Genomic DNA, 23629 nt, shown 5'->3' with positions numbered 1-23629 from the left:
GCTATTCTCTCGTCAGAATGAGCCCTGAAAGAGAGATTCTCGAGCTTTATCAGCCTACAGAATCTTTGTTTTAGAGCCCTTGTTGCGAGTTGAAAGCGAATCGAATGCGCTTCCCTTAAGTGCAGATATAAGGAAGCAACCAAGTACCAGAGCTGAATTGAAAACGAACTCATCAGATACCCACGCATGTCAGACATGCTTTACATCAGTCACCACTCATTTTGCAGATTCTAGGCAGGGGATGTTATCTCATGCATGAAAAAACGACCTATCAAGCCTGTTTATCACAAAATCAGTTGCCACCGATGTTTTTTACCCAGTATGCGCCGCAATATTTGCTGGTACCATGCGTGCGGTCTGTCTTTATGGACTTGGCTTATGCTTAAAGTGGATATTTTTTGTTATTTTTAGTGATACGAACTCTCAAGAGCTGCAACACCTAAATAAGGATATTGCTAGTAGTCACTAAATTAAGAGACGCGATTGGTTGCTAATAAATTTTAAGCGCCATAAACATGATAATGGGGCAAGCCAAATACTGGCATAGCAGCAAATAACCCGGTCTCGAAACAATGAATGGATAGCCTTACACTGTCTTTGCTTGAGTGATTGCGCCCTTTTATGGGGTACAAAGATGGAAAAAATGTTAATAAATGCAACACAAACTGAAGAAGTTAGAGTTGCGCTGGTAAAAGATAATAGTCTCTATGATTTGGACATCGAATGTCCTTCTGAGGCAAAGAAAAAAGGTAATATTTACAAAGCGATAGTGACTCGGCGCGAGCCCAGCTTAGACGCTGTTTTTGTTGAATATGGTGCTAAACGCCAAGGCTTCCTACCTCTTAAGGAAATTGCACCAGAATACCTGAGCAAACATCCTGGTGAATTTGGCGATGAAAAACCACCTATTACAAGCTTGATTCGCGAAGGGCAGGAATTATTAATTCAGGTAGACAAAGAAGAACGTGGCAACAAAGGCGCTGCATTGACTACTTTCATCACTTTGGCTGGTTGCTATCTGGTTTTAATGCCTAACAACCCAAATTCTGGTGGTATTTCTCGCCGGATTGAAGGCGATGATCGGGACGAATTAAAAGAAACGTTAAATGCCTTGCAGTTACCCGACGAAATGGGACTTATCATCCGTACAGCTGGTGTCGGTAAAAATCTGGATGAATTACAAAGCGACCTTGATATGCTCTGTAATCAGTGGCAAGCCATCCGTCAAGCTTACAATACTCAATTAGCGCCCTGCCTGATTCATCAGGAAGGTGATGTGATTATTCGCTCTATTCGCGATAACCTGCGTAAGTCCATTGATGAAATCATCATTGATGACCATATTTCTTACGTTAAGGCGAAGCAGTATATTGAACAGGTTAAACCTGACTTTTTACCCAATCTTAAGCTTTATAACAACACGATTCCCCTCTTCAATTTTTATCAAATTGAGAGCCAGATCGAGACAGCTTATCAACGCGAGGTCTTGCTACCTTCTGGCGGCGCTTTGGTTATCGACCGAACAGAAGCATTGATTTCCATTGATATTAACTCTGCTAAAGCAACAAGTGGCTCTGATATTGAGACAACAGCCCTCAATACTAACCTCGAAGCTGCTGATGAAATCGCCCGGCAATTACGTTTACGCGATCTTGGTGGACTGGTGGTCATCGATTTTATCGATATGAGCTCCAGCAAGAATCAACGTGATGTTGAGAACCGTTTGAAGGAAGCACTGAAAGCCGATAGAGCCCGCATCCAGGTTGGTCGTATTTCTCGTTTTGGCCTGCTTGAAATGTCACGTCAACGCTTACGTCTATCCTTGGGTGAAAGTGCGCAAGAAGTTTGCCCACGTTGCGAAGGACGCGGTACTGTAAGAAATATACAATCTCACGGATTATCTATTACCCGTTTGATAGAAGAAGAAGCATTAAAAGAGAAGACCGCTGAAGTCCAAGTCCAGTTGCCTGTTGAATTAGCAACCTTCATTATGAATGAAAAGCGAGAGTTTATTCTGAATATTGAGAAGCGCCATAATGTAAATGTTGTGATTGTAGCTAATCCTTACATGCATACACCTCAATACAGCATTACTCGTCTTAAAGAAGACAATGTTGGTAAAAATAAGAAAGCGAGTTTTTCACTTATCCAACAACCTGAATTAACGGTTGACCGCTCTGATCAAGATGCAACCAAACTAGATGAGCCGGCAGTTAAAGGCTTTACTGGTCAGCAACCTGCTAAATCGCAGCAGAACAGCTTTATTAAACGGCTTTGGTCCAGTCTGTTTGGAACTACTGATACCAGCTCTGAATCCACACCAGCTGAGAGTTCGCCCACTAGTCGTCAGACTACTACTAAGGGCTCAAGGAGTGGCACACAGCATCGATACTCTTCTCAGACTGTTGGTGGTAGTGGTGAAAAGCGTCAGCAAAACCGCCGTCGTCGCCCATCTGGAGGTCAGCAGCAGCAGCAACAACAGCAGCAACAGCAACAACGACCTAATCAACAACGACGAAAAAATCAGCCTGGCCAGCAACCTCGTTCTGCAACTCCTAAAGCAGAATCAGCTAAGAAGAAAGAGCCTGCTCATAAAGAATCTTCTGACAGGTAATCCACTTTATAAGATTGAAGCCTTGTTGCAAGGCTTCAATCTTAGTCATAACTTGTGTTATCTATCAGAATGCAAGACGATGTGATAGTAATTGGTCATCCCGAATTCCCGCGGCTTGACCGCGGGATCTATGGGCGCAGAGTGAAGAGCTTCTAACCAGCAGATCCCGCGGTCAAGCCGCGGGAATTCGATACTGGAGCGGGGGCTGACCTATTACATGTGATACAAATCATCATTTCAATCCTATAATTAATTTAGTCGTAATAGGTGTAATAGGTCACCCCCCGGTACCCTAACATAGCCTGTCATCCTGAGCGCAGCGAAGGATCTCCCGGATTAGCACAGTGCCTCATTCAGGAGATTCTTCGCTGCGCTCAGGATGACGAAATATAGGGGCAAGGGAGGCATCACCTATTACAATTAATTTAATCAGGGTTTAAGAGGCCAAAGATGCAAGCAAGGTTATTACAGCGTTTAACACCATTATTAGTCTTAATCATCTTGTTTTTGCTGTTTTTTCATTTCCATCTGGATCAGTATTTAAATTTTAACTTCCTGCATGAACAAAGGGCGGTCTTGCTTGCTTGGACCCAAGCGCATAGCCTCTTGGCTATTTTGGCTTTTATTGGGATTTATATTTCGACCATAGCCATAGCGGTACCAAGCGCTCTCTTTTTAACGCTAACCTGTGGATTTTTATTTGGTCCCTTAGGAATTTTCTATGTGCTTATTAGCTCCACAATTGGCGCTAGCATCCTCTTTTTTGCCGTAAAAATAGCCTGTCATGACTGGTTAGATAAGAAAACAGGCAGATGGCTTAATCAGATGAAACAAGGATTTCAGCAAAATGCCTTTTTCTATCTGCTTAGCTTAAGACTAATGCCCATCTTCCCATTTTTTATCGTTAATATTGTGTCCGGGCTTTTAAACGTTAGGGCGAAAACCTTTATTTCTGCGACGATTATAGGCACCCTTCCTGGCACAACGATCTATGTGTTAATCGGTAATGGTCTGGGACAAATCTTTGATCAGAATCAAAAACCCAGTTTAGATATCCTATTTAACCCGGCAATCTTATTACCTTTAATGGGCTTGGCCTTGCTTTCGTTTTTGCCGATTTTTTATCAACGATTCACGAAAAGCCAGGCCAGGAATGATTTAGTCAATTACATTGAAAAATCGTAATTAAATTTATAGGCCTTGGTAGAAACCAAATCGGGGGTAAAGTATTGGGTATGAAATTGGTCTACTTGCAACTTGTATCCGTCCATCCCATCGGGAACTAACTTCACTGTTGCATTCATCTCACAGATAGGCACTACATTACCCTCTGTCTTTCCGAGCACCTCAGCGCTACAGCGTTGTAGAACCGTTCCCAGAGCCTCGTCATCGACCTCTATTAACGAACAACCATCACTCGCTATCGCATAAATTTTTTGAGGTGCAAAGATATTTTGTTGATCAGCATAGGAACAGCTGAGTACTTTCATAGTGATCTGGGCATAAATTTCCCCAGTATCAGGCGTCTTGGTCCAATTGATATGACCTTTCACCGCACCACGCTCTATACCGGAAATTTCAGAATCAGCGAACTGGGTGGTATTGGTAAATTCCTGTAGCATCACTGCTTCTAAAAATTGTCCGCCAAAATTAAAAATTTTGTTGGCCCTGGAATTAGGCTCATCAATCGAGTCGCCAGCAAAACCTTCAATTGACTTTATAGCCATTGGATCACGAGGGTTATTATTATTGCCTAGACAAATCTCCGCATTATAGATTGTCACACCCTTACGTTTTAAATCATTCATGATTGTTGATTTATCGGGTAATTCCGTCGCTTGGCTAGTAGTTTCCATATCATAAAAAGCCTGAGATTCAGAAATTTGCTTTTGGTTATAATCAACCTCGGAGAAAGGCAATTCTCCCTGAGCATGTAAGTAAGCGCGCTCATAATTAGATAAAAGCATTTGGTGGTTTTCAATCAAAAATCGATGTAACCATGAATTTTCAGTAACGTAAAAACCTAGCCGTACATGTTTTGCTGCCATATCAAAGGCTTGCAAAGTACGGTATCGGTTTTTGCCAAGGTTCTGTGCCATCGGTGCAATAGTAGACTTGGTCTTGATGGGAATGCTTTCAAGGAGCCGTAAAGCGTTGACCAAATCGCTTGGACTCATATTGTCACTGAGTTGCAGACTTTTAAAAAATTTATCAAGAAAATAGTAGCCAGCAAGATCACCAAAAAATCCCTGGTTCTTCCGCTTCATCCTTTCTAAAAAGGCATTCCAGATGCGGACTGTATTTGTAATTTGAGTATATTCTTTGGGCATGGTTATCTTTGTAAAATTTACACATCATGCCCATTTTATGTTATAAAGATTAAGGCTATATTAATTAGCATCCGGAAATTAGGAATAGGTAAGAAAATAAGACAACCTCTAAATATGGAGAAAAAGATGAAGTTTTTTTTAAATAGGGAAACAAGCGAGCCAATTAAAGAAGAAAAAAAGGAACTTTGCTTTTATATTCCAATCGTCGAACAAATTAGAGAGAGCGTTCCCAACTGGGATCTGGCAAAGCAAGAAAATAGAATACGCAAATTTTACAGCTCAGCAGAATCCTTACAACAGGCAGAATCAGCAAGAATAGCGCCTCCTAGCTTGTTAGCCTGCTACAAAGTTATGTTAACCGATACTGAACGACAAGAATTAACTGCTGCTAATAGTCAGAACAGTGTTTATCGCGGCTGTCTCAATTTTAATAGGACAGAAATTCTTAGCCTTATACTCTTCAAATCCGAAAATCAGCTTGAGCTGGAAAATCCCCATTATCATCACGAGACTCCTACAGATACAGCTGCATGTTGTGCTTAGGGTTTGAAACTGGGTTTTATGCTTATATCAGTCCGTAGCCTGGATGCAAATCCAGGAGCAGTGGTTTTTCTTGTTTCCAACAAGTAAATCATTGGTCTTAGCTTCTAAATCGGCAGTGGATAATTTGGCAATGTCACTTAATTCATTCACAGTTATTTCTCTGTCGTGAACAGCTTGGTGCAATTGCATCATAGGATTGATTAGTCGTTGTGTTCTAGGTCTACTTCAGGATGAGAGAAAAAGGTCGAATAGGCATTTACTTTTTCTTATTAATAGAAAATAACACAAAATAATTAGCACAATATTAAACCTTTTTGATGCCAACCATGCTCTTATTGCGCATTTTTAGTACTAACTTTAATATGACCTTAATCTTCTCCCCTTATAATCAACCTATCTGTAGCAGTTGTAGAACCGAATATTTTGCTCCTTCGTTAAAAATCACCTTAAGAATATTTGCTTTTATCATTGCTACAGCAATTTAATTTTCTCTCATCGCAGAACTCAGCGATAAAATCCATCCTCTTCTTTAATTGATAAAGGCATTGAATTCAGATTAGAATCCTCACCTACTCATGAAAAAGATGGATCGTGCTAGCATGAAGCTAAAATTTATTTTTGTTTGCTTGAGAACCAGGAGTAAACCGAGCCTAAGTTTCAGTTTTTTGAGTCTTTTAATTTTTGGATTGAATACCTCTTTTGCCGCTGCCAATTTTAGAATCGCCCCACTAGCTGGCGCAACCTTACCTAGTGAAGTACTCCTTGGAAGCACAGTTTCCGCTTATTATACTCTAAGCAATTTAACTCATTCTCCACGCTACGGTTATTCTGTGGTTGGCTTACCTCCTGGTGTGCAACAAAGCACTTCTGATCCCAGTGTTAGTAATCTTTGTACAAATCCGATAAATTTAGCCGCCTTGGAAACTTGTATTCTAAAGTTAACGATCAGCTCAGCGGTCAGATCTAACTTTGCTATCTGCCATGGTTCAAGCTGCACGACCTCTCCTCAACCGCTTGATGTATCATTAAACAGTCAGCGTTGTGATCCTGTTAAGGGTCCCATGTCCCTAATCAATGGTATTGAAGAAACCGTCTATAATTTTCAAACAGATGGCTGTGCATCTGCCCCAAATGGTAATTACTCTGATGTTCCGGTACGACCCTTTATTGTAGGCAATAACAACTCTATCTTATGGTTTGCCAGCAATAGCCAGGGATACTTCAAAACGAATGGGGTTCCTCTAAGCCAGGGTGCTCAGGATATTCTTGCGCAAATGGTTCGCGCCACCGATACCAGTGGACAGTGTATTGCCTGGCTAACCAGCCCAGGTCAAGGCAATGTCAACCCCATCGAAAGTTATAACAACGAACTGTGGATGGTCGTTCCTTATACCTTAGATGGCCAGACTATCTATTCCTTAGTCCATAATGAATATCATCCTTGTACTCCACCCAGCACAGATAAAGACTGCAAGGTCAGTGTGGAGAATGAATATGGCAATTTGGTAGCAGCCCAATCTACGGATGCTGGTAACACCTTCAAACTAATACAAAGCTCTTCTGTTAATAATGTCCCAGTATTTGTTGCCCCCTATCCTTACCCAATGACTGGTATTGGTGGTATGTTTGCGCAAAGCAATATTATCAAGTGGGGTGATTATTATTACGTTCTGATCGATCAAGATCTAAAAACCATCAATTCGAGCGCCCCACCTCAAGGCGTTTGTATTTATCGCACCAACAACCTCGCGAATCCTCGGTCCTGGTTAGGCTTCGATGGAAGAGCCTATACAGTTCCTTTAGTACCGAGCTATCCCAACTCATCGACTAATCCTGCAACTTATCTTTGTAAGGCTGTTCTACCGCCCTTATACCGCTTTTCCTGGAGTTATAATGTCGTATTAAATAAATTCGTCATTATTGGCCTTGATAGCCAATTTCAATTACCGGGGAGTAATAGTCCTATAGAGGCCTTTGTTTATACCTTAGCCAACTTAGACCCAGCTACCGGAGTAATTAGTGCAGCAACCAATACCAGCGACAACATTTATAAAGAATATTTCCTGCGAGAAATTACCTGGTTTGACCAGTGGCAAGACTGTGAAACGGTGAACTGCCAAACAACGTATGGCCAGGCCTATCCAAGCGTATTGGATCCAAATAGCCCGCAAATTAGCAATACTTTTGGCCCTAATTTAATGAAGGGGGATCGTAATTTTCAGTATAGTGCCTCCCTTCCTTATCTTTACTACACCTCCCTATTTCCATTTAGCCAAAACAAGGGCCAGGATAGAAACGTAGTACGGCAAGCCTTAAAAGTGCAAAACTGCATTCCTTAAGGCCTATTATGAACAAGAAAATAAAGATCATTACAAAAGAAGCTATTTACAAGGGTTATTTGCAGCTCTACAACTACGATTTAGAAATTCCCAGTTTTGATGCTGAAAAAGAGCATATTGCTTCTAAGAAACGTGAAATAGTGCAGACCTATGATTCTGTTCTCGTGCTCGTTTATGCCCCGATGCTGGATAGTCTTGTTATGTGTCGAGAATTTCGCCCTGGCGTTTTTTTTAATGCAAGCCAAGATGATCCTTTTGTCTTCGAATGTGTTTCAGGAACAATTGACAGCAACAAAACACCGGAAGAAACAGCAAAAATTGAAGTCTATGAAGAGGCAGGGCTTAGAGTAGATTCTCTAAAACTAATTGCCCAAGCCTACAAAAGCCCAGGTATTCTTACCGAGAAAATGTATATCTACTATGCAGAAGTGAATGGAGCACCTAAGAGTGGAATACATGGTGTAGGCGACGAAGAGATTCTGACCCAAATTATTCCGCGAAAAAAGATCTACGACTTAATGGATGAAATGAAAATTGTTGATGGCGCTACCTTAATCGCATTAAATTGGTTTCGAGCCAGGCAAGAGACAGCGCCTTAGGAACTAGATGAAGGTAGGCTTGGCTTAGCGCCCCACCTCTTATCTAAGGAAAACCTTGATGCAGTGCAGCGTAATCAAGGTTTCATTTTTTAAATTCACTACTCTGTTCAAGCCGCGGGAATTCGGAATGGGGGTGACCTATTACCCCCACCTACCTTCTGTTATCTACGCTCACTCAGAAAATTAGCTACCATATCCTGGCGTAGCTGCTACAGCAGGAGCTGCCGCCCCCCTTTGTTGTTGCCAATAAAAGAACTGAGCTCTATTAGAACTAGTTGGCTTTGGTAGATTTTCTGGTTCCCATCGTTCAAATTCGCCCGGTGGTGTCAATGGGCGAGTTTTATGACTTAGATAATCATGCTCTTCTGACCCAGCGGGAAATACCGATAGTAGCATCGCTTCAATATTAACTAGACCATAAGGAACGCTATAGATTGGCTGACTCTGCTCTATAGAGCGACTTTCTTCTGCTCTTAGGGAGGCCATAATCCGCTCTTTATGGGTGAAAACAAAGTCGGCAAAATTCACTTTGACTTCAAAGTGGTAAGTGTCTGCAATCTTCTGAGCATGATACCAGCAGTCTACGGCGGGAAAAATATCGCCGCCATCAGCAACGTAGGCAGCAGCCAAGGCAACTAAAAAATCAAAGCCTTCTCGGGTTTGGAAAAATGGGTTTTTGTAATATCTATCAATGGCATACATACCAAATACCCCCTCATTACTACACTTAATTGCATGATCCAAACGATAAAAATTACTTTTCCAGCAGGCATCAGCCATTGCTCTAGCTCTCATAATTTCATTGTTGGCTTCCCCTCTAAGCTCTTCATGTATCCTTCTTAATTGGGGTTGAATTTCTGAATGAATCAGTTGGGGATTTCTATATGCCTCTGTTAATTTGCTAATTTGTTCATCAATCGCAATAAGACATTGATCTATTTTAGTTTGCATAAAAACTCCTTTTTATTATTAATTTTTAGGGATTTAATACATGAAAATGTCAGTCTCTTCCTTTTCACTGCCAATTAAATAAGGATTGTAATGATTTCTGAGTTGATGAGGGGCGATTAAGTTTAGAGTCCTGTATAGACAAGAGTACATTCCTCTAGATAGCTATTCTGCATGTGTTGCAGATATTACAAATAAGCTTAACTTAATGGCGGTGTCACGAAGACAGAATTCATCCTTTTAAATGGCCATTATCTTATTTGTTAAAGCTATCCTCTCCTTAGGAATGGCAATACAACAAGGGATTAATGCTCTTTTAGAGTAATAGGTCACCCCCATCCCGAAATTCCCCGTCTTGACCGCGGGAATTCAATACTGGAGTGGGGGCTGACCTATTAGCTTTTAGACACATTAATAATAAAAATACAGCAACATGCCTTATGTTTATAAAACAAGGAATTTATTATTGCAAGATGTTCATTCTAAATGAATAGGAAATGATTTCTAATCTTATGATTTATATGAATTACAAATCACCAAAACAGAGCGGACCAATTATTGAATAACACCATCTATACCCAGCTTAGCAGCAAGTATATTTGCAAATTGCTGACTCCAATGCAGCTCAATATCCAAGGCAAGAGCGTAGGGCAAATATTCTTCAATAATCACTGGCGTCAATTCAGGTAAACTCACCCGCTCTTCTTCTGTTGCCAACAGGAATAATTTAAAACCTTCAGCATGCTTAGTGATCCTTTGGCCTAATTTAGTCCGTTGCTTTAAAAGATAAATAAAAACCAGATTAATAACAGCAAGAATATAATATAGCAAAGTAAAGACCCAGGCCTGAGAACCAAAATAAGCTCTTGGCCCTTCCACACCAACGAGAATAAAAGTAGCAACTACCATGGTTGACATAACCAACACGTAAAACCTCTCTTTTAAAGATCGAGCCCTTGCTTTTTTCAAATACGGCATTATTAGAAAAGTAATAATGATAAGCCAAATAAACAGAGCTACTATTCCTATTAAATTTTCATCATATAGGCAATTCAAACCTAAGAGCATGCTACTGAATAAGACTCCTAAAAATCGATAACTAGAATTAGTCACAAAATATTTATCGTGATTAGCTTCCATTAATGCATCAATAAAATCTCTTTCCACTTCCGCAAAATTGGCAGAGTGTAAGTCAATATTCCTTCCTCGAGCGAATAAAGCCCGGGTTAAAGCTAGTTCATCTGATGACAGTTGGCCTTTGAAATCGGGATTTCTTATCAAGGTATAATTATTAGACAATAATTGACCCCCAACTAATTTCAAATAGTCTTTAGCAACCAAATTCAAGATAGCCGCGGTAAGAACTTTTCTGTCATATCCCATCTGGATCGCATAGCGTAACACTTGAGGAGAAACACCCTTGGGCGGTTTATATCTGGGAATGATAACTTGAGATGATTTTTTTATTCTCGATTTGCTCCAAGCATAAAAATAAAAAATAAAAATAAAAAATACCCCAGAGCCAAAAATAAGCAATACTAGATTTTTTGGTGGCTTAAAAGGCTTGCTATCGGACTTAACTACAGCTGGATATTTCTTTTCGCTAACCCTAGGGGAAAATGAATCAGCTGCGGCCATATTTTTCCATCCGATAATAAAGCCTAATTGCTGCCCTGGCTCTATTGCATCTGTTGCTTGAAAAGTAATAGCACTCTCGTGGGGATATAAACTAGCTTTATATTGAATATCATCATTAAAGGCCTCATAAGCTGTTGCATTTTGAAAAGTCTCGCTAGGCAGCTGCACATAGGTACTTGCTTTTAAAATGGGATAACTCCAACCCTTGCCAGTAACACTCCAAACTAGCTGCGTTTTATGATCATAAAAATATGGCTTAGCAACGACGCTAAAGGTTAGGGAATAGCTATAAGTTCCTTGAGCAAGAGGCTTGTTTTTATCGCCCAAATAGATGCGAACATCATCAGCTGTTGTATCTTGACTATAAGGGATAGTTGAATTGTTTAGGGTTGCAGAGATTACGTTGAGTTGGGAAAACACGATATTAGCGGATCGTTCTTCAAAGAGTAGTTTAGGAATTGCCCGATAAAGGCCCTCTGCATTTTCTAGGCCATCAGTGGTCAGAGTAATTTTGTCTTGGACTACCATCAGGTTATCTGGCTTGAAACTAATTATCTCATCATAGGAATTAATCACTGTGTTGGCCCATAAAATGGAGCAATAGAATTGGGCCAAAATAAAGAGATAGCAGGCGTAGCGTTTTAACATGGTAGTTCTGATTAAAACGCTACCTTTGGCACTTCCTTTTCCGCGTCAGAATCTAAGGCAAAAAACTCTCTTGAGTTAAACTTACAAAAACTAGCAATAATATTGTTAGGTATAGACTGAATCTTTGTATTGTAGTCACGAACAGTACCATTGTAGTATCGACGCGCATTTTGAATATATTCTTCAAGCTCACTAAGGTTTTTCTGTAGATCGAGAAAACCCTCATTCGCTTTTAGCTCAGGATAATGTTCGGCAACAGCAAAAATTTTCCCAAGACCAAGTCCTAATGCTGATTCCGCCGCTGCTTTTTCCTCAATAGAATTGGCTTTAATTGCATTTTGACGTAGGGCAACTACTGATTTCAGAATATCGCCTTCATACTCTTTATAGCCCTTAACACTTTCAATTAGATTAGGTATTAAATTATGGCGGCGCTTTAATTGTACATTGATATCACTCCACGCAGCATTTACCTGGTTTTGCAAGCGGATAATGCCGTTATAAGCAAAGACAAACCAAAGAACTGGAATGATGATAACCACTAATAATATGATGCTTAAGATAATTAACATAAACGGCCTCAAAGTGTTTTGACATTGTATAGGACAAAAAATAAAAATCCTCATTCCGAATCCCCGCGGCTTGACCGCGGGGTCTATATAGCTAGACCAACGAGCGATCCCGCGGTCAAGCCGCGGGAATTCGAATTTTTTGAGGATTAGATATTTTGTCCCCTACAAAAGAAATTTATTTAAACTAAGTATAGGTTATGATGAATCATAAGATACAAAGGACTTTTTATGAATAGTAACGAATTTAAATCATTTTAATGGTCTATGAATACCGCTCCTTCTCTCTCGCTGCAAAGCGATTGTTTGTAACTCAATCGACTATTTCTAAACGTATCGCTAAGTTAGAAAATGAATTTAAAACAAAATTATTTGAGACAAGAGGAGGAAGAATATTCCCAACTATTGAAGGACAGCTACTTGCCCCTTCAATCAGACTCCTTTTACATACTATGCATAATGCTGCTGATAATATAAAAAATCCCGAGCTTGCAGAAATACCTGTTTTTCTAGGTACCTCGCTTTATCCATCCTTGCGTTTTTTACCTCATTTTTTTCACTACCTATCTGAGAAAAAAGACAATTTTCCGAGATTTCATATAAAGCAAATAGCTAGACCGGACATTCTGCAAATACTCTCTAATGGAATCATTGATCTAGCTATAACAACTCAATCCTTTAACATTGACAAGGGCTTTATCCACCATCCACTTATAGAGGAAAAACTGGTAATAGCTGTTTCTCCTAAGCATCCCTTAGCTAATGAAAAAAATATTGATATAAAATTGCTATCTAATTATTCCTGCATCTTACCCGAGCAAGGTTTTACAATCCGTGATTCCCTAGAGCAAGTTTTTTATAAAAAAGATTTACCTCTTCTCATTAACCATGAATTATCTTCTTTAGATTCAATTGCACAATTAGTGAAAATCGGATTAGATTGGAGTGTATTGCCTAAGCAGTATTGTGACCAGGGATTAACAGGATTAACGGTAAAGGGATTCTCTGAAAAAATAACCATATCTTGCTACTATCATGAAGAGCGCGCGGACTCTAAAATAATTAAGTATTCAGAGCAATTGCTTAAAGAATCAATAGGTTATTTTAAGAGTTAGTAATAATTGTAGGCTGGGCTGATAAGCCAGCCGACTGATGATTAACTCATTCGAGATGGATTCAGTGAAGAAACTGCATCAGATACCCTTTGAGCAGCTCTGCTGAAAAACCCCAAGTTGAGTGTTGCATATTCAGCCGTCGCTTTTTGCCGACTTGCAGGTATATCAAAGATACCTCTACCGAAGGAAATCTCTTGTTGCTGGAACTTGGTATAGATAGTTGATTAGCCTTAAGTTTTACCGCAAATATCACTGGCATAGTATCTGGGTCAGTCATATTCCCAGAATATACATGCGAAGCCTGCTGCATATGTTTTGCTTCTTCTAAGGTACGATATACATCAACCTTGTTACCTCTTGCTGGTGTTGCATTTATTATCTCCTGTTGGGGGACGTTTCTAGCTTTTGAATAATAAATACCAAATAAATCACGTGTAGTAGTTTCAACTGACTTACCGAGAATAAAATAAACTCCATCAGCAAAGATACCCTGTAAATCTTGGCGTTTTTCTTTCTCATCTTTAACCAGAGTTTCGAAAGATTTATTAACGCTGGCAGCATTTAATAAGTTGTGATCTTTCTGCAAATCTGCGTGACTAAAGGCAAAGTTGTTATGTAGTCACGCAAATTTACCGAAAAGTCACATATAACCATTTAATTTTATTTATGCTTTTTTGAAACGACCATTTTTGTCATTTATTCCACAGAACCCCTTTTAGGTTAAATCTCACTTTTTTGTGCTTTGGAAAAGATTGGTAAATTCATGTGGTTAAAGCAAGACCAGCTAAAATGGTAATTTGCTGGCCGAAACCCTTATTATTCTAAAAAGAACTTTTCCCTATTCCAAATTATCCGAAACCTCTAAGAATGCATTAATTTTAAATAGCTACCATGGTCTTTGAATTTAATAAACGGAGCACACCATGCCACAAACAAATAGTCAAACCCAAACTGAAACTGAAGAAGTTAAAGTTAGCTATTCCGATATACCCGTTGGAGCGCAAAAAGTAATTTTTTCTTTTCTTGATAATAAAAACTTATTAAATGCTGCCAGTATTAATAAAACCTCCGCAGCTCTAGTTAAAGAAGAGAAAGAAAATCGCCAAGATTTACAGGGTATCTTTGCTGATGGAGTTTATTTTATTCTCGGTAAGTCAGTTGAAACTACTACACGTGATTTATTTAGTATTTATTATTTAAAAGCTAGAAACGTCCCCCAACTGGAGATAATAAATGCAACACCAGCAAGAGGTAGCAAGGTTGATGTATATCGTACCTTAGAAGAAGCAAAACATAAGCAAAATGCTTCGCATGCAGATTCTGGGGATATGACCAGTCCAAATACTATGCGAGTGATTTTTGCGGTAAAACTTAAAGACAATGAAGCCATCTATACTAAGTTCCAGCAAAAAGAGGTTTCCTACAGTAGAGGTATCTTTGATATTCCTGCAAATCGGCAAACAGCGATGGTTGAATATGCAACACTAAACATTGATTCCTTCGAGGTTATTAGCGCTCACTTTGGCGGTCGAGAAGTTAACATGCAAGCTAGCCAATCCTCTGCTTTAGGGTTTTTCAACAGGGCTGCTCAAAGGGTATCTGATGCGGTTTCTTCACTGAATCCATCTTCATTTAATCTATCTCGAATGAGTTAATCATCAGTAGGCTGGCTTATCAGCCCAGCCTACAATTATTACTAACTCTTAAAATAACCTATTGACTCTTTAAGTAATTGCTCTGAATACTTAATTATTTTAGAGTCCTCGCGCTCTTCATGATAGTAGCAAGATATGGTTATTTTTTCAGAGAACCCCTTTATCTCCCCCTCTAATAACGCGATTTATAGCTCCATCAACCAGCCCAATGTCGCGTGATGGAGCCATAGAAAGAGTTGCCTTTTGAATATCACAAACTAGCTCGGCTAAAGCTTTTATATTCTTGGCATCCATTTTCTGAATTCGCTTTAAAGAGGCATTGAATTTTTCTTTACTGGCAAATTTAACGACTTCTGGTTCTAATAATTCGTGTATTTCCAGCAAGGACATGGCCGCTTACCCTACACCGTGTATGCCCATGCTAATGAACACATTATACCCCATGAGTCTCTATGCGCAGGGAATCCCTGTCAGCTGGCTTGCGGGGGAACGCTCTACCGCATTACTCCAGGCATTCTTATCAACATCAAAGGTCAGAATCTGGCTTCGGTGAATAAATACTGGCTTGAGAAATTGCGCTGTGCCTTATGCAATGAAGTATTCTCTGCAACTATTCCTAAGCAGGTCAGTAAAGAAAAATATCATCCAAGCTTCAAAGCCATGTTGGCCATACAAAAATATTATATGGCAATGCCCTTTCATCGCCAGGACTACTTCCGATCACTGCTTGGCTTTCCTATTGCAGCATCGACTCAATGGCAATTGATGGAAGAACTCGCTTCCTGTGCGCTATTGGTATCCCCTGCCTTAGAAAAAATGGCTGCTAATGGTTCCTTAATTCACAATGATGATACAGTTGTTCGCATCGTCGGTGTCATCGACAACAACAGACAAAATCCAGGCCAAAAGAGAACAGGTATGTATACCACCAGTATTCTTGCCCAAAATGGTGCCCATAAAATCTTTTATAATAGCAAGCGCCATTCCGGTGAAAACATGGCGGGCTTGCTCAATAAGGACGAGTTATCCAGATGTGTGATGCATTGAGCCATAACCTTTCTGCAAATCATGACACGATTGTTTGCAACTGCTTATCGCATGGTTTTCGTAAATTTGAAGAGCTAGAAGCCTTTTATCCCGAGCACTGCAAGACCCTCATGGAGTATTTATCGACTCCGTTTAAGGTTGATGAAAAATCAAAGCAATTAGGCCACAATGAGCAGCAGCGTTTGCTTTATCACCAAACACATAGCCAACCTTCCATGCTGAAAGCCAAAGCCTATATGTAAGACCTGCTTTCCACCAAGCAAATGGTATTCTCCATTTGTTAAATTCAAATACCATGGTGCCCATTTAGGATTAATGCATTCTTAGGGTTTTAGGATAGTTAGGAATAGGGAAAAGTCCTTTTTAGAAGACTCAGATTCTGAGGTTATTAAACCAAACTCACTTTCTGGATTCTTTGAGAAGACAGAGGGCAGCAGTTTGCAATCACCTCTGACAATTCCCTGATGGAAATCGGTTCAAATAGTTGTGCAGCCGGTAAATCAATTGCAAATTTATCTTTAATTTCAATCAAGATTTTGATGATATTTAAAGAAGTTGCCCCAAGATCAAAGATATTTTTGTGCGTACTAACCTCATCCAACTCTAAGACATTGACAATAATATCGACTAACTTCTTTTCATTGGCTGTTCTTGGATGCACATGGATTTGCTCATCAACTGGCATGTAATGATGATTTGCTAATAAGGCCGTTTTATTAATTTTTCCATTTAAAGTAAAGGGAAAATCAGCAATAAAAAACAGCTGTGAGGGAACCATATATTTCGGTAATTGCGTTTTTAACCATTGCAAAATAGCTTGAGTATCAGGATGATTCTGATAATCAAAGGGCTCAATATAAGCAAGCAACTTAGATCTGCTTTGCTCATCGACAAGCACCACACAGTTTTTTACCTCTGGATGACGCAGTAAAACCGCTTCAATTTCTCCTAGTTCAACACGAAATCCACGAATTTTTACCTGGTTGTCCTCTCTACCAATATATAACAAATCGCCATTGGCTAAGCGTTTAACAAGATCACCCGATTTATATAGTTTTTCGCCCATAACAAAGGGGTTGGCAATCATTTTTTCCTGAGTGAGGTCTGGTTGATTAATATACTCCCGGGCTAAAGAACAGCCACCAATATACAACTCACCAATTATTCCAGTAGGTAAAGGCCTTAATTCCTTGCTTAAAACATGAAGATCGACATTATCGATCGCTTGGCCAATTGGCGGATTATAATTCCAACTTAGGGGATCTTCACTTAAGGTATGAGCACTCACCACATGGGTTTCTGAGGGCCCATATTGATTTGTCAAACGTATATGTTTGTATTTAATGAAAAATTCTCTAATCTGATCATCAACAATTAATTTTTCACCAGCGACAATAATTTCTTTTAGGGCATCCAAAGAATAATCGAATAAAAGGCCTTCCTTAGCGAAATAGCACAAAATTGCCGTAGGGAGGAAAATTTGATTGATCTGCTCTCGCGAAATATAACTTAGAAAATTATTCATCGAGTATTTCATGCAATTTGGAATCACAGCTAATTCCCTGGCACTTAATAGGGTATAAAAAATTTCTTGAACAGAGACATCAAAGCCTAAAGAGGCAAACTGTGTCACTTTTTCAATCTGCGCAAACCAAGGATTTTTCATTTGCCATTGGGCAAGATTGCTAATCGTTTTATGCTCTAAAGCAATACCTTTGGGTATTCCAGTAGTTCCAGAGGTATAAATAATATAAGCAAGATCGCTATTATTATTGCCAACTAAGGTTTGCTGATCAGAAAAACGATCAAATTGAATCTCATCGATCGAAACTAGATGAAGCGGATGCAGGCAGAGTGCAGAAAGCGCTTTCATTCTCAAAAAGTGAGTATTTTGCGTGAGCATGAATGGGGTTTGGCTATGATTAAGAATTTGCGTGATTCTTGCTTCGGGATACTCTGAATCAATGGGCAAATAGACACAGTTTGCCTTCAAAATGGCTAGTATAGAGATAATCGCATCAACACTGCGTTCCATGCATACAGCAATAAGGGTTTGCGGCCTAAGTTTTTGCGCGATAAGAAAATTAGCTAGTTGGTTTGATTGCTTATCAAGCTCGCAATAACTGAGCTGACGCCCCTGATCCTTCACCGCGATTTTTGCAGCAAATTGGGTAGCTATAGCAGCAAAAAGCTCTGGAATTGATTGTTGATCAAGATTCTGAGTTTCCTTTTGTTGACAAGACAAAGGGCTAGCCCCCATATCAAAGAGTGATAAATCATAAATACCGCATTGAGGATTTTTTAAGGCATTTTTTAGAAGATTGTTGAAATGCTGCAGGAACATTTCGATTGTTTCTGAATTAAACAAATCAGAATTATATTCAATAATTAAATGCAACCCTGAGTGACTCAGCTGATAGAAAAATACTAAGTCATAACCTGCACTACCAAGATGTAAGGGATAGGATTGAATTGAAATATTGTCCAAAAAAAACGTCCCAAAATTATCAGCTAGCTCAATTAACAAGATTTGAACAGCTGGATGCCGGCTTCTATCCATCGCTAATTTGAGTAAGTCTATTAGCCGTTCAAAGGGCAATTGATAATGAGTTAAGGCGTCATTGACTGTTCTAGTATTTGTTTTTAATAGGTCAATAAAGGATACGTTTTGGCTTAAATCCATCCGCAATACAAAGAGCCCGCCCACTGGACCAATTCTATTTTCGCTTGATTCCTGTTGGCTAATTGAGTTGGGACAACCAATCACCAGATCGTTTTGCACACAATATCGCGAAAGTAAAACGCCTAAAATACTTAAGAGGAATGCATACTGACTGGTTTTTGTTTTACAAACGATTTCTTTCATTGTTTCAGCAAGCTCGTTTGGCAAAGTTAATTGCATAAGCTTGCTGTTAAAGGATAATTCACTTGGCCTTGGATAATCAGTAGGGAAATCCACGGGGATAAGATTAGCGAGTTGGTTCAGCCAATAGTTTTTTTCTAAGTCATATTTTGGCGATTGATAAAAGGCTAATAGCTGCTCTTTTTGCCGTTGAGAATAACTCAGGTATTGGGTCGGAAACTCTAAAACCGTGGTTTCATATTTTAGGCAATGCAGTTTATAAAAAAATGACATTTCATTTAGAAAGACAGCTAGACTACAACCATCAATAATCAGGTGATGAATACAGATTAAAAATAAGTATTCTCTCTCATTTAAGGGGTAGAGCCTCAGTTTAAACAAAGGCCATTTTTCTAGTTCAATGGGTTGTTCTGCTTGGTTTTTTAAAAATTCATAGGCTATCGAAAAATCTATAATGCCATTCGGGTCAGGTCGAATAATTGCTAATTCAAAATCTTGCTCAGTTAACAAGACCTGTTTTGGCTCCTCACCATCATGAATGAAAATTGTTCTTAAAATACTATGGCGTTTAATCACCTCATTGACCGCGAGATTCAAGGCAGCAATGTTTAAGTGACCCTTAAGGTGAAAAATCGTACTTATATTATAGGCAGCATGATTTGGAAATAAGGCTTCAAACAGCCAGATGCCATGCTGTTCTAGTGATAATGAGGCTGCAATTTGCTTATTATCTAACTCCTTGAAAGAACTAGTTTGTTCTGAAGAAAGTTCCGCTGGGTTTAACTGAGAACCTTCCAAAGAACTGTCAATAAAATCAGCCAAGGCTTCAATGGTCGAATGTTTATAGAACAGATCGATAGTCAGGCTCAAGCCAAAAATACTTTCAATTTGGTTCAAAATGGATAAGGCAATAAGCGAATGGCCACCGATATCATGAAAAGAATAATGGATGCTAATGTCTTGATGTCTAAATTTAAACGCCTTAGTCCATATCTTAGCTAAACGCTGTTCCGTCAGACTTATCGGTGCAACATAGTCTGAATGATTGCGCAGATGATTGGTCAGGGGTTCAGGTAAGGCCTTGCGATTCAGTTTATTGTTGTCAGTCAGGGGGATTTCATGCAGTTCAACAATAAAATTGGGAATCAGGTATTCAGGAAGTGAAAGCCGCAGGAAACTTAAGATTTCTGTGCTAGAGAGTTCTTTGGCTTTATCATGCGGGACAATATAAGCGATGAGATCATTGTCCTCAGATAATACCGGCTTAGCCACCACAACTGCTTGTTTAATTTTATAAAATTGCAGTAAATGATATTCAATCTCCCCAGGTTCAATACGAATGCCCCGCACTTTCACCTGATTATCACAGCGGGATAAAAACTCAAACTCGCCATTATCTAATTGGCGGCAACGATCACCTGTGCGATACACGCGTATCCTTTCACCATTAGGAAGTTCTAGCTTGATAAACTTATCACGGTTTAACTCATCACGATTTAAATAACCTTGGGCTAACCCCTTACCTGCGATACCTAATTCACCCGCCAGTCCCGGCGCTTGCAGTTGGCCTTCGTCATCTAAGACATAGATTGCCACGCCATTGAAGGGGAGACCTATTGTGATTTTTTGACAGTCAGGATTTATTCTTGCATAACTAGCCCAGACTGTTGCCTCAGCCGGCCCATAGACATTCCATAATTCCCTAACACGACAAGCTAAATCCTTTGCTAATTGCAAACTTAAGGCCTCGCCCCCTGTTAGGGCTTTCAGTGAAGAAGCCCCTTTCCAATCCGCATCTAATAATAGGCGCCAAGTCGCAGGTGTTGCCTGCATAAATGAAACCTTATGCTGATTGATAAGCTTAATTAATTTATGGCTATTCTTTGTCTCTGTCTCAGTTGCGATCACTAGCGATGCACCTAGGCAGAGCGGTATAAAAATATCCGATACGCTCACATCGAAACAGAGAGGAATAACCATCAGGTGACTGTCATTAGACGAAAGACGAAAGACCCTGGCCATTTCCTTAATAATATTAATAACGCTCGAATGGCTCACTTGAACGCCTTTGGGCTGACCAGTAGAACCTGAGGTATAAATAATGTAGGCGAGGGGATCAGAGGCCTCATTGTTTACTGGGTATTTCTGACCCTTGGCTATTAGCGTTTTTTCGATGGCAAGGATATCGCAGGCACTATCTTGAATAGTGCTTTTAAGATGAGCGCTAAGACTATCTTGGCTAAGAAGAAAGGCGCATCGACTATCCTGCAAAATATAGTTGATTCGTTCCGAGGGGAAATTGGGATCAATCGGAACATAGGGTGAGCCTGCTTTCATAATGCCTAAGATGCCGACTACCATATTAAAATGACGTTCGGTGCAAATGCCAATAGGCGCTCCAGCTGGGATTTTTAATTGACTTAAATAAGAGGCAAGGCGATCAGATAATTGATCAAGTTCGCCATAGCTTAGGCTTTCCTGCTCACAGTACAAAGCAATTTTATTAGGATTTTCATGGACCTGCTGTTGAAACCATTGCTGCATCAACATAGCTTGAGTTTCTATAATCATGACCATTTTCCCCAAAAGGATTTTGACATAGATGGAATTACCAATTTGAATCTAAAAAATCAGAACGTAGGCTGGGCTGTTAAGCCCAGCATTTGTTGTAATGCCCAGGAGAGTACTGGGCTCACGGCCATTAAGTTAAGAAAGGTTTTGTCATTCCCGCGAAGGCGGGAAACTATTTCTAGCTAAGCACAGTGCCAATGTAGAGATGGTTTCCCGCCTTCGCGGGAATGACGAATGCCCTTAACTTAACGGCAGTGAGTGCTCGGCTTAACAGCCCAACACTCTCCAGGAGCCTGGCCCTTTTTAGGTTGCAATACCCAGCCAAAATAAAACCTCTCTAATATCCATTAAATCAGCTATTGACTTCTTCATAGGCGTAGGAATTAATTTGACAATTGTTGGCGTTGCGTTAATCCCATTTTTCATAGCAATTTCGGGCTCATCGAGCACATCAATAATTTCTATAAGCGCGTCATTTTTTAAGTAGGTTTCTTCAATTTCTTTCAAATTAGTAATTGCTTTTTTAGATCTTAAATTTTGCCCTGCAATATAAAGTTGCAAATGATACTTCATGGTTTTTCCTTAAACTGCAGGTTGATTGCAAACAAACATGGCTACTTCAATAATTTCCTCAGCGCCGACAGGTTTATTGAGTAGTTCAAATCCAATACCTACGGTTGAAAGTGGTTTGAGCTCAGCAAAATATTCCGGGTGAAAGGCAGTAACAATATAAACAGTCAAATCGGGATGGGTTTCTCTGATTTTTTTTAAGGTTTCCACCCCATTCATTCCTGGCATTTTTAAATCAAGAAAGACTAACTGATAATTGCCAGTTTTAATCTTGTTTATACCGATTTCTCCTGACTCAGCAACCTCTATATTGAAATCAGTTTCTTCTAGTGCATAAACAAACGATTTACGAATTGCCTGATCATCATCAATTGCTAAAATAGCTTTGTTCATTATCTAACTCCTGTTGATTAGTCTTAGTGTTCATAGGCAATAAAATTGTAAAGGTCGTACCTCTACCAGGCAGACTTTCACAAGATAATTCACCCTCTAAATTTTCAATGATTTTTTTACAAATGGGCAAACCAAGTCCTGTTCCTTTATTCGGCGGTTTGGTAGTAAAGAAAAATTCAAATATTTTACTTAAATTGTCCTGAGGTATACCAACTCCACTATCTTTTATTTGAATGAAGATCCTGTCATTTTTTATCTCAGCGGATAACTCAATATTTCTCAGAGGAGCAGTCTCGAGAGCATCAATCGCATTGGAAACAATATTAATAAGAACTTGCATGAGCGAATTACTATGCGTTCTTAAAGAAAGATTGGACTCGATCACTGCTGAGATAGCTATATTGTGTTGGCGAATACGATAGGCTAACAAGGAAATAACCCGGTCAAATAATTCCTCAATCGAGACTAAATTTCGTGACTCTGGCTTATCATGATCTTGATGCGAAAAGGATAAAAGGTTTTTTAAAATATCCGCGCAACGTTTAATTTCGTGTTCAGCCTCAGTGAGCACTTTAAAACGTTTGTCCTCTTGCTGAGTATGGGTGCGGCAATATTGTACAAAGTTTAAAATCCCCATCATGGGATTATTAAGCTCGTGAGCAATCCCCGCTGCAAACTGGCCAAGAGTACTCATTTTCTCATTTTGGATCATGAGGTGGACGGAGTTTTTTAATTCTTTATGCGCAGCCTCTAATTCTTTTACGAGCTCCTCAAGATCCCGTTTTTGTCGCAGCTCTAAAAATACATGTACCTTAGATTTTAAAATCGTTGGGTTAACTGGTTTGAGAAGATAATCGACAGCACCTAAGTTATAACCACGTATGATATGGCAATCTTCTTTACTCAAAGCCGTAAGAAAGATAATAGGAATATGCTTGGTTCCTTCATTTTCTCGGATGAGTTCAGCTAGTTCGAAGCCATCCATATCGGGCATTTGCACGTCTAATAATATTAAACAAAATTGATGTCTTAGTATTAAGGCTAAAGCATCATTACCGCAGGTTGCGGTGACGAGGTTGGCGGCCAAGCTATGCAGGATTGTCTTCATAGCAAATAAATTTTTATCGTTGTCATCAACAATTAAAATTTTTGGCAGTTCTTTTTGAAGTGAAGCTAGAGTATTCAAA

21 protein-coding genes are annotated in these 23629 nt (G+C 39.5%); 10 read left to right on the top strand and 11 right to left on the bottom strand.

Annotation, left to right across the window (positions count from 1 at the left end; translation table 11 throughout):
- Positions 1-251: 251 nt before the first annotated feature.
- From BN1094_RS20200 to BN1094_RS05575, 3 genes are all read left to right on the top strand, one after another.
- Positions 252-386 carry a hypothetical protein gene (locus BN1094_RS20200; protein ID WP_281175046.1) on the top strand — a complete coding sequence of 45 codons (135 nt, stop codon included), beginning with the start codon at positions 252-254 and terminating at the stop codon, positions 384-386.
- Between the two features lie 248 nt (positions 387-634).
- Positions 635-2614: an Rne/Rng family ribonuclease gene (locus BN1094_RS05580; RefSeq protein ID WP_052403151.1), complete on the top strand. Its 1980-nt coding sequence runs from the start codon at positions 635-637 to the stop codon at positions 2612-2614.
- A gap of 450 nt (positions 2615-3064) precedes the next feature.
- Positions 3065-3799, top strand: a complete 735-nt coding sequence (locus BN1094_RS05575; protein ID WP_043873303.1) for a TVP38/TMEM64 family protein — start codon at positions 3065-3067, stop codon at positions 3797-3799.
- Here the strand turns inward: BN1094_RS05575 and BN1094_RS05570 are convergent.
- A complete protein-coding gene (locus BN1094_RS05570; RefSeq protein ID WP_043873302.1) occupies positions 3781-4944 on the bottom strand; it encodes a hypothetical protein in 1164 nt (387 codons plus the stop codon). The two genes, BN1094_RS05575 and BN1094_RS05570, sit on opposite strands and share 19 nt — an antisense overlap.
- 126 nt (positions 4945-5070) lie before the next feature.
- On the opposite strand from BN1094_RS05570, the gene BN1094_RS05565 reads away from it, so the two are divergent.
- Complete coding sequence (locus BN1094_RS05565) at positions 5071-5487, top strand: hypothetical protein (RefSeq protein ID WP_043873301.1); 417 nt, start codon at positions 5071-5073, stop codon at positions 5485-5487.
- A gap of 27 nt (positions 5488-5514) precedes the next feature.
- On the opposite strand, the gene BN1094_RS19790 is transcribed toward BN1094_RS05565, so the two are convergent.
- A complete protein-coding gene (locus BN1094_RS19790) occupies positions 5515-5679 on the bottom strand; it encodes a hypothetical protein (protein ID WP_176695262.1) in 165 nt (54 codons plus the stop codon).
- 473 nt (positions 5680-6152) lie between these two features.
- Between BN1094_RS19790 and BN1094_RS05560 the strand changes: the two genes are divergently transcribed.
- Complete coding sequence (locus BN1094_RS05560) at positions 6153-7826, top strand: hypothetical protein (RefSeq protein ID WP_218054603.1); 1674 nt, start codon at positions 6153-6155, stop codon at positions 7824-7826.
- An 8-nt stretch (positions 7827-7834) separates the two neighbouring features.
- A complete protein-coding gene (locus tag BN1094_RS05555; protein WP_043873299.1) occupies positions 7835-8425 on the top strand; it encodes an NUDIX domain-containing protein in 591 nt (196 codons plus the stop codon).
- A 183-nt stretch (positions 8426-8608) separates the two neighbouring features.
- Here the strand turns inward: BN1094_RS05555 and BN1094_RS05550 are convergent, their stop codons facing one another.
- The 3 genes from BN1094_RS05550 to BN1094_RS05540 form a co-directional block, all read right to left on the bottom strand.
- Positions 8609-9376 carry a hypothetical protein gene (locus BN1094_RS05550; protein WP_043873298.1) on the bottom strand — a complete coding sequence of 256 codons (768 nt, stop codon included), beginning with the start codon at positions 9374-9376 and terminating at the stop codon, positions 8609-8611.
- A gap of 552 nt (positions 9377-9928) precedes the next feature.
- Positions 9929-11659 carry a DUF2207 family protein gene (locus BN1094_RS05545; protein ID WP_043873297.1) on the bottom strand — a complete coding sequence of 577 codons (1731 nt, stop codon included), beginning with the start codon at positions 11657-11659 and terminating at the stop codon, positions 9929-9931.
- An 11-nt stretch (positions 11660-11670) separates the two neighbouring features.
- Positions 11671-12231 carry a LemA family protein gene (locus BN1094_RS05540; protein ID WP_043873296.1) on the bottom strand — a complete coding sequence of 187 codons (561 nt, stop codon included), beginning with the start codon at positions 12229-12231 and terminating at the stop codon, positions 11671-11673.
- A gap of 257 nt (positions 12232-12488) precedes the next feature.
- On the opposite strand from BN1094_RS05540, the gene BN1094_RS05535 reads away from it, so the two are divergent.
- Positions 12489-13343 carry a LysR family transcriptional regulator gene (locus BN1094_RS05535; RefSeq protein WP_245614194.1) on the top strand — a complete coding sequence of 285 codons (855 nt, stop codon included), beginning with the start codon at positions 12489-12491 and terminating at the stop codon, positions 13341-13343.
- Positions 13344-13404: 61 nt separating this feature from the next.
- Here BN1094_RS05535 and BN1094_RS05530 read toward each other — a convergent pair whose 3' ends face one another.
- Positions 13405-13929 (bottom strand): hypothetical protein, encoded by a 525-nt coding sequence (locus tag BN1094_RS05530; protein WP_043873295.1) that lies wholly within the window; start codon positions 13927-13929, stop codon positions 13405-13407.
- Between the two features lie 337 nt (positions 13930-14266).
- Here BN1094_RS05530 and BN1094_RS05525 point away from each other — a divergent pair, with 337 nt between their 5' ends.
- Positions 14267-14998, top strand: a complete 732-nt coding sequence (locus tag BN1094_RS05525; protein WP_043873294.1) for an F-box protein — start codon at positions 14267-14269, stop codon at positions 14996-14998.
- A gap of 147 nt (positions 14999-15145) precedes the next feature.
- Here BN1094_RS05525 and BN1094_RS05520 read toward each other — a convergent pair whose 3' ends face one another.
- A complete protein-coding gene (locus BN1094_RS05520; RefSeq protein ID WP_043873293.1) occupies positions 15146-15388 on the bottom strand; it encodes a hypothetical protein in 243 nt (80 codons plus the stop codon).
- On the opposite strand from BN1094_RS05520, the gene BN1094_RS19640 reads away from it, so the two are divergent.
- Entirely contained in the window at positions 15368-16045 is a 678-nt protein-coding gene (locus tag BN1094_RS19640) for an IS66 family transposase (protein ID WP_141650429.1), read from the top strand. The two genes, BN1094_RS05520 and BN1094_RS19640, sit on opposite strands and share 21 nt — an antisense overlap.
- Positions 16030-16287, top strand: coding sequence for a hypothetical protein (locus tag BN1094_RS05510; RefSeq protein WP_043873291.1), 258 nt, complete (start codon positions 16030-16032; stop codon positions 16285-16287). Before BN1094_RS19640 ends, BN1094_RS05510 begins: the two co-directional genes overlap by 16 nt.
- Positions 16288-16433: 146 nt before the next feature.
- Here BN1094_RS05510 and BN1094_RS05505 read toward each other — a convergent pair whose 3' ends face one another.
- From BN1094_RS05505 to BN1094_RS05490, 4 genes are all read right to left on the bottom strand, one after another.
- The gene (locus tag BN1094_RS05505; RefSeq protein WP_043873290.1) at positions 16434-21479 is read right to left on the bottom strand and encodes a non-ribosomal peptide synthetase; all 5046 of its coding nucleotides are present in this window, start codon (positions 21477-21479) and stop codon (positions 16434-16436) included.
- A 303-nt stretch (positions 21480-21782) separates the two neighbouring features.
- Positions 21783-22052 (bottom strand): circadian clock KaiB family protein, encoded by a 270-nt coding sequence (locus tag BN1094_RS05500; protein WP_043873289.1) that lies wholly within the window; start codon positions 22050-22052, stop codon positions 21783-21785.
- A gap of 9 nt (positions 22053-22061) precedes the next feature.
- A complete protein-coding gene (locus BN1094_RS05495; protein ID WP_043873288.1) occupies positions 22062-22442 on the bottom strand; it encodes a response regulator in 381 nt (126 codons plus the stop codon).
- On the bottom strand, positions 22417-23628 hold the full coding sequence (locus BN1094_RS05490) for a sensor histidine kinase (RefSeq protein ID WP_043873287.1): 1212 nt from the start codon (positions 23626-23628) through the stop codon (positions 22417-22419). Before BN1094_RS05490 ends, BN1094_RS05495 begins: the two co-directional genes overlap by 26 nt.
- Position 23629 lies beyond the last annotated feature (1 nt).

It is taken from the genome of Legionella massiliensis, from assembly GCF_000756815.1.
Taxonomy (GTDB): Bacteria; Pseudomonadota; Gammaproteobacteria; order Legionellales; family Legionellaceae; genus Tatlockia; species Tatlockia massiliensis.
Note: the sequence above shows the minus strand (reverse complement) of the source record. Positions and strands in the feature narration are given on the sequence as shown.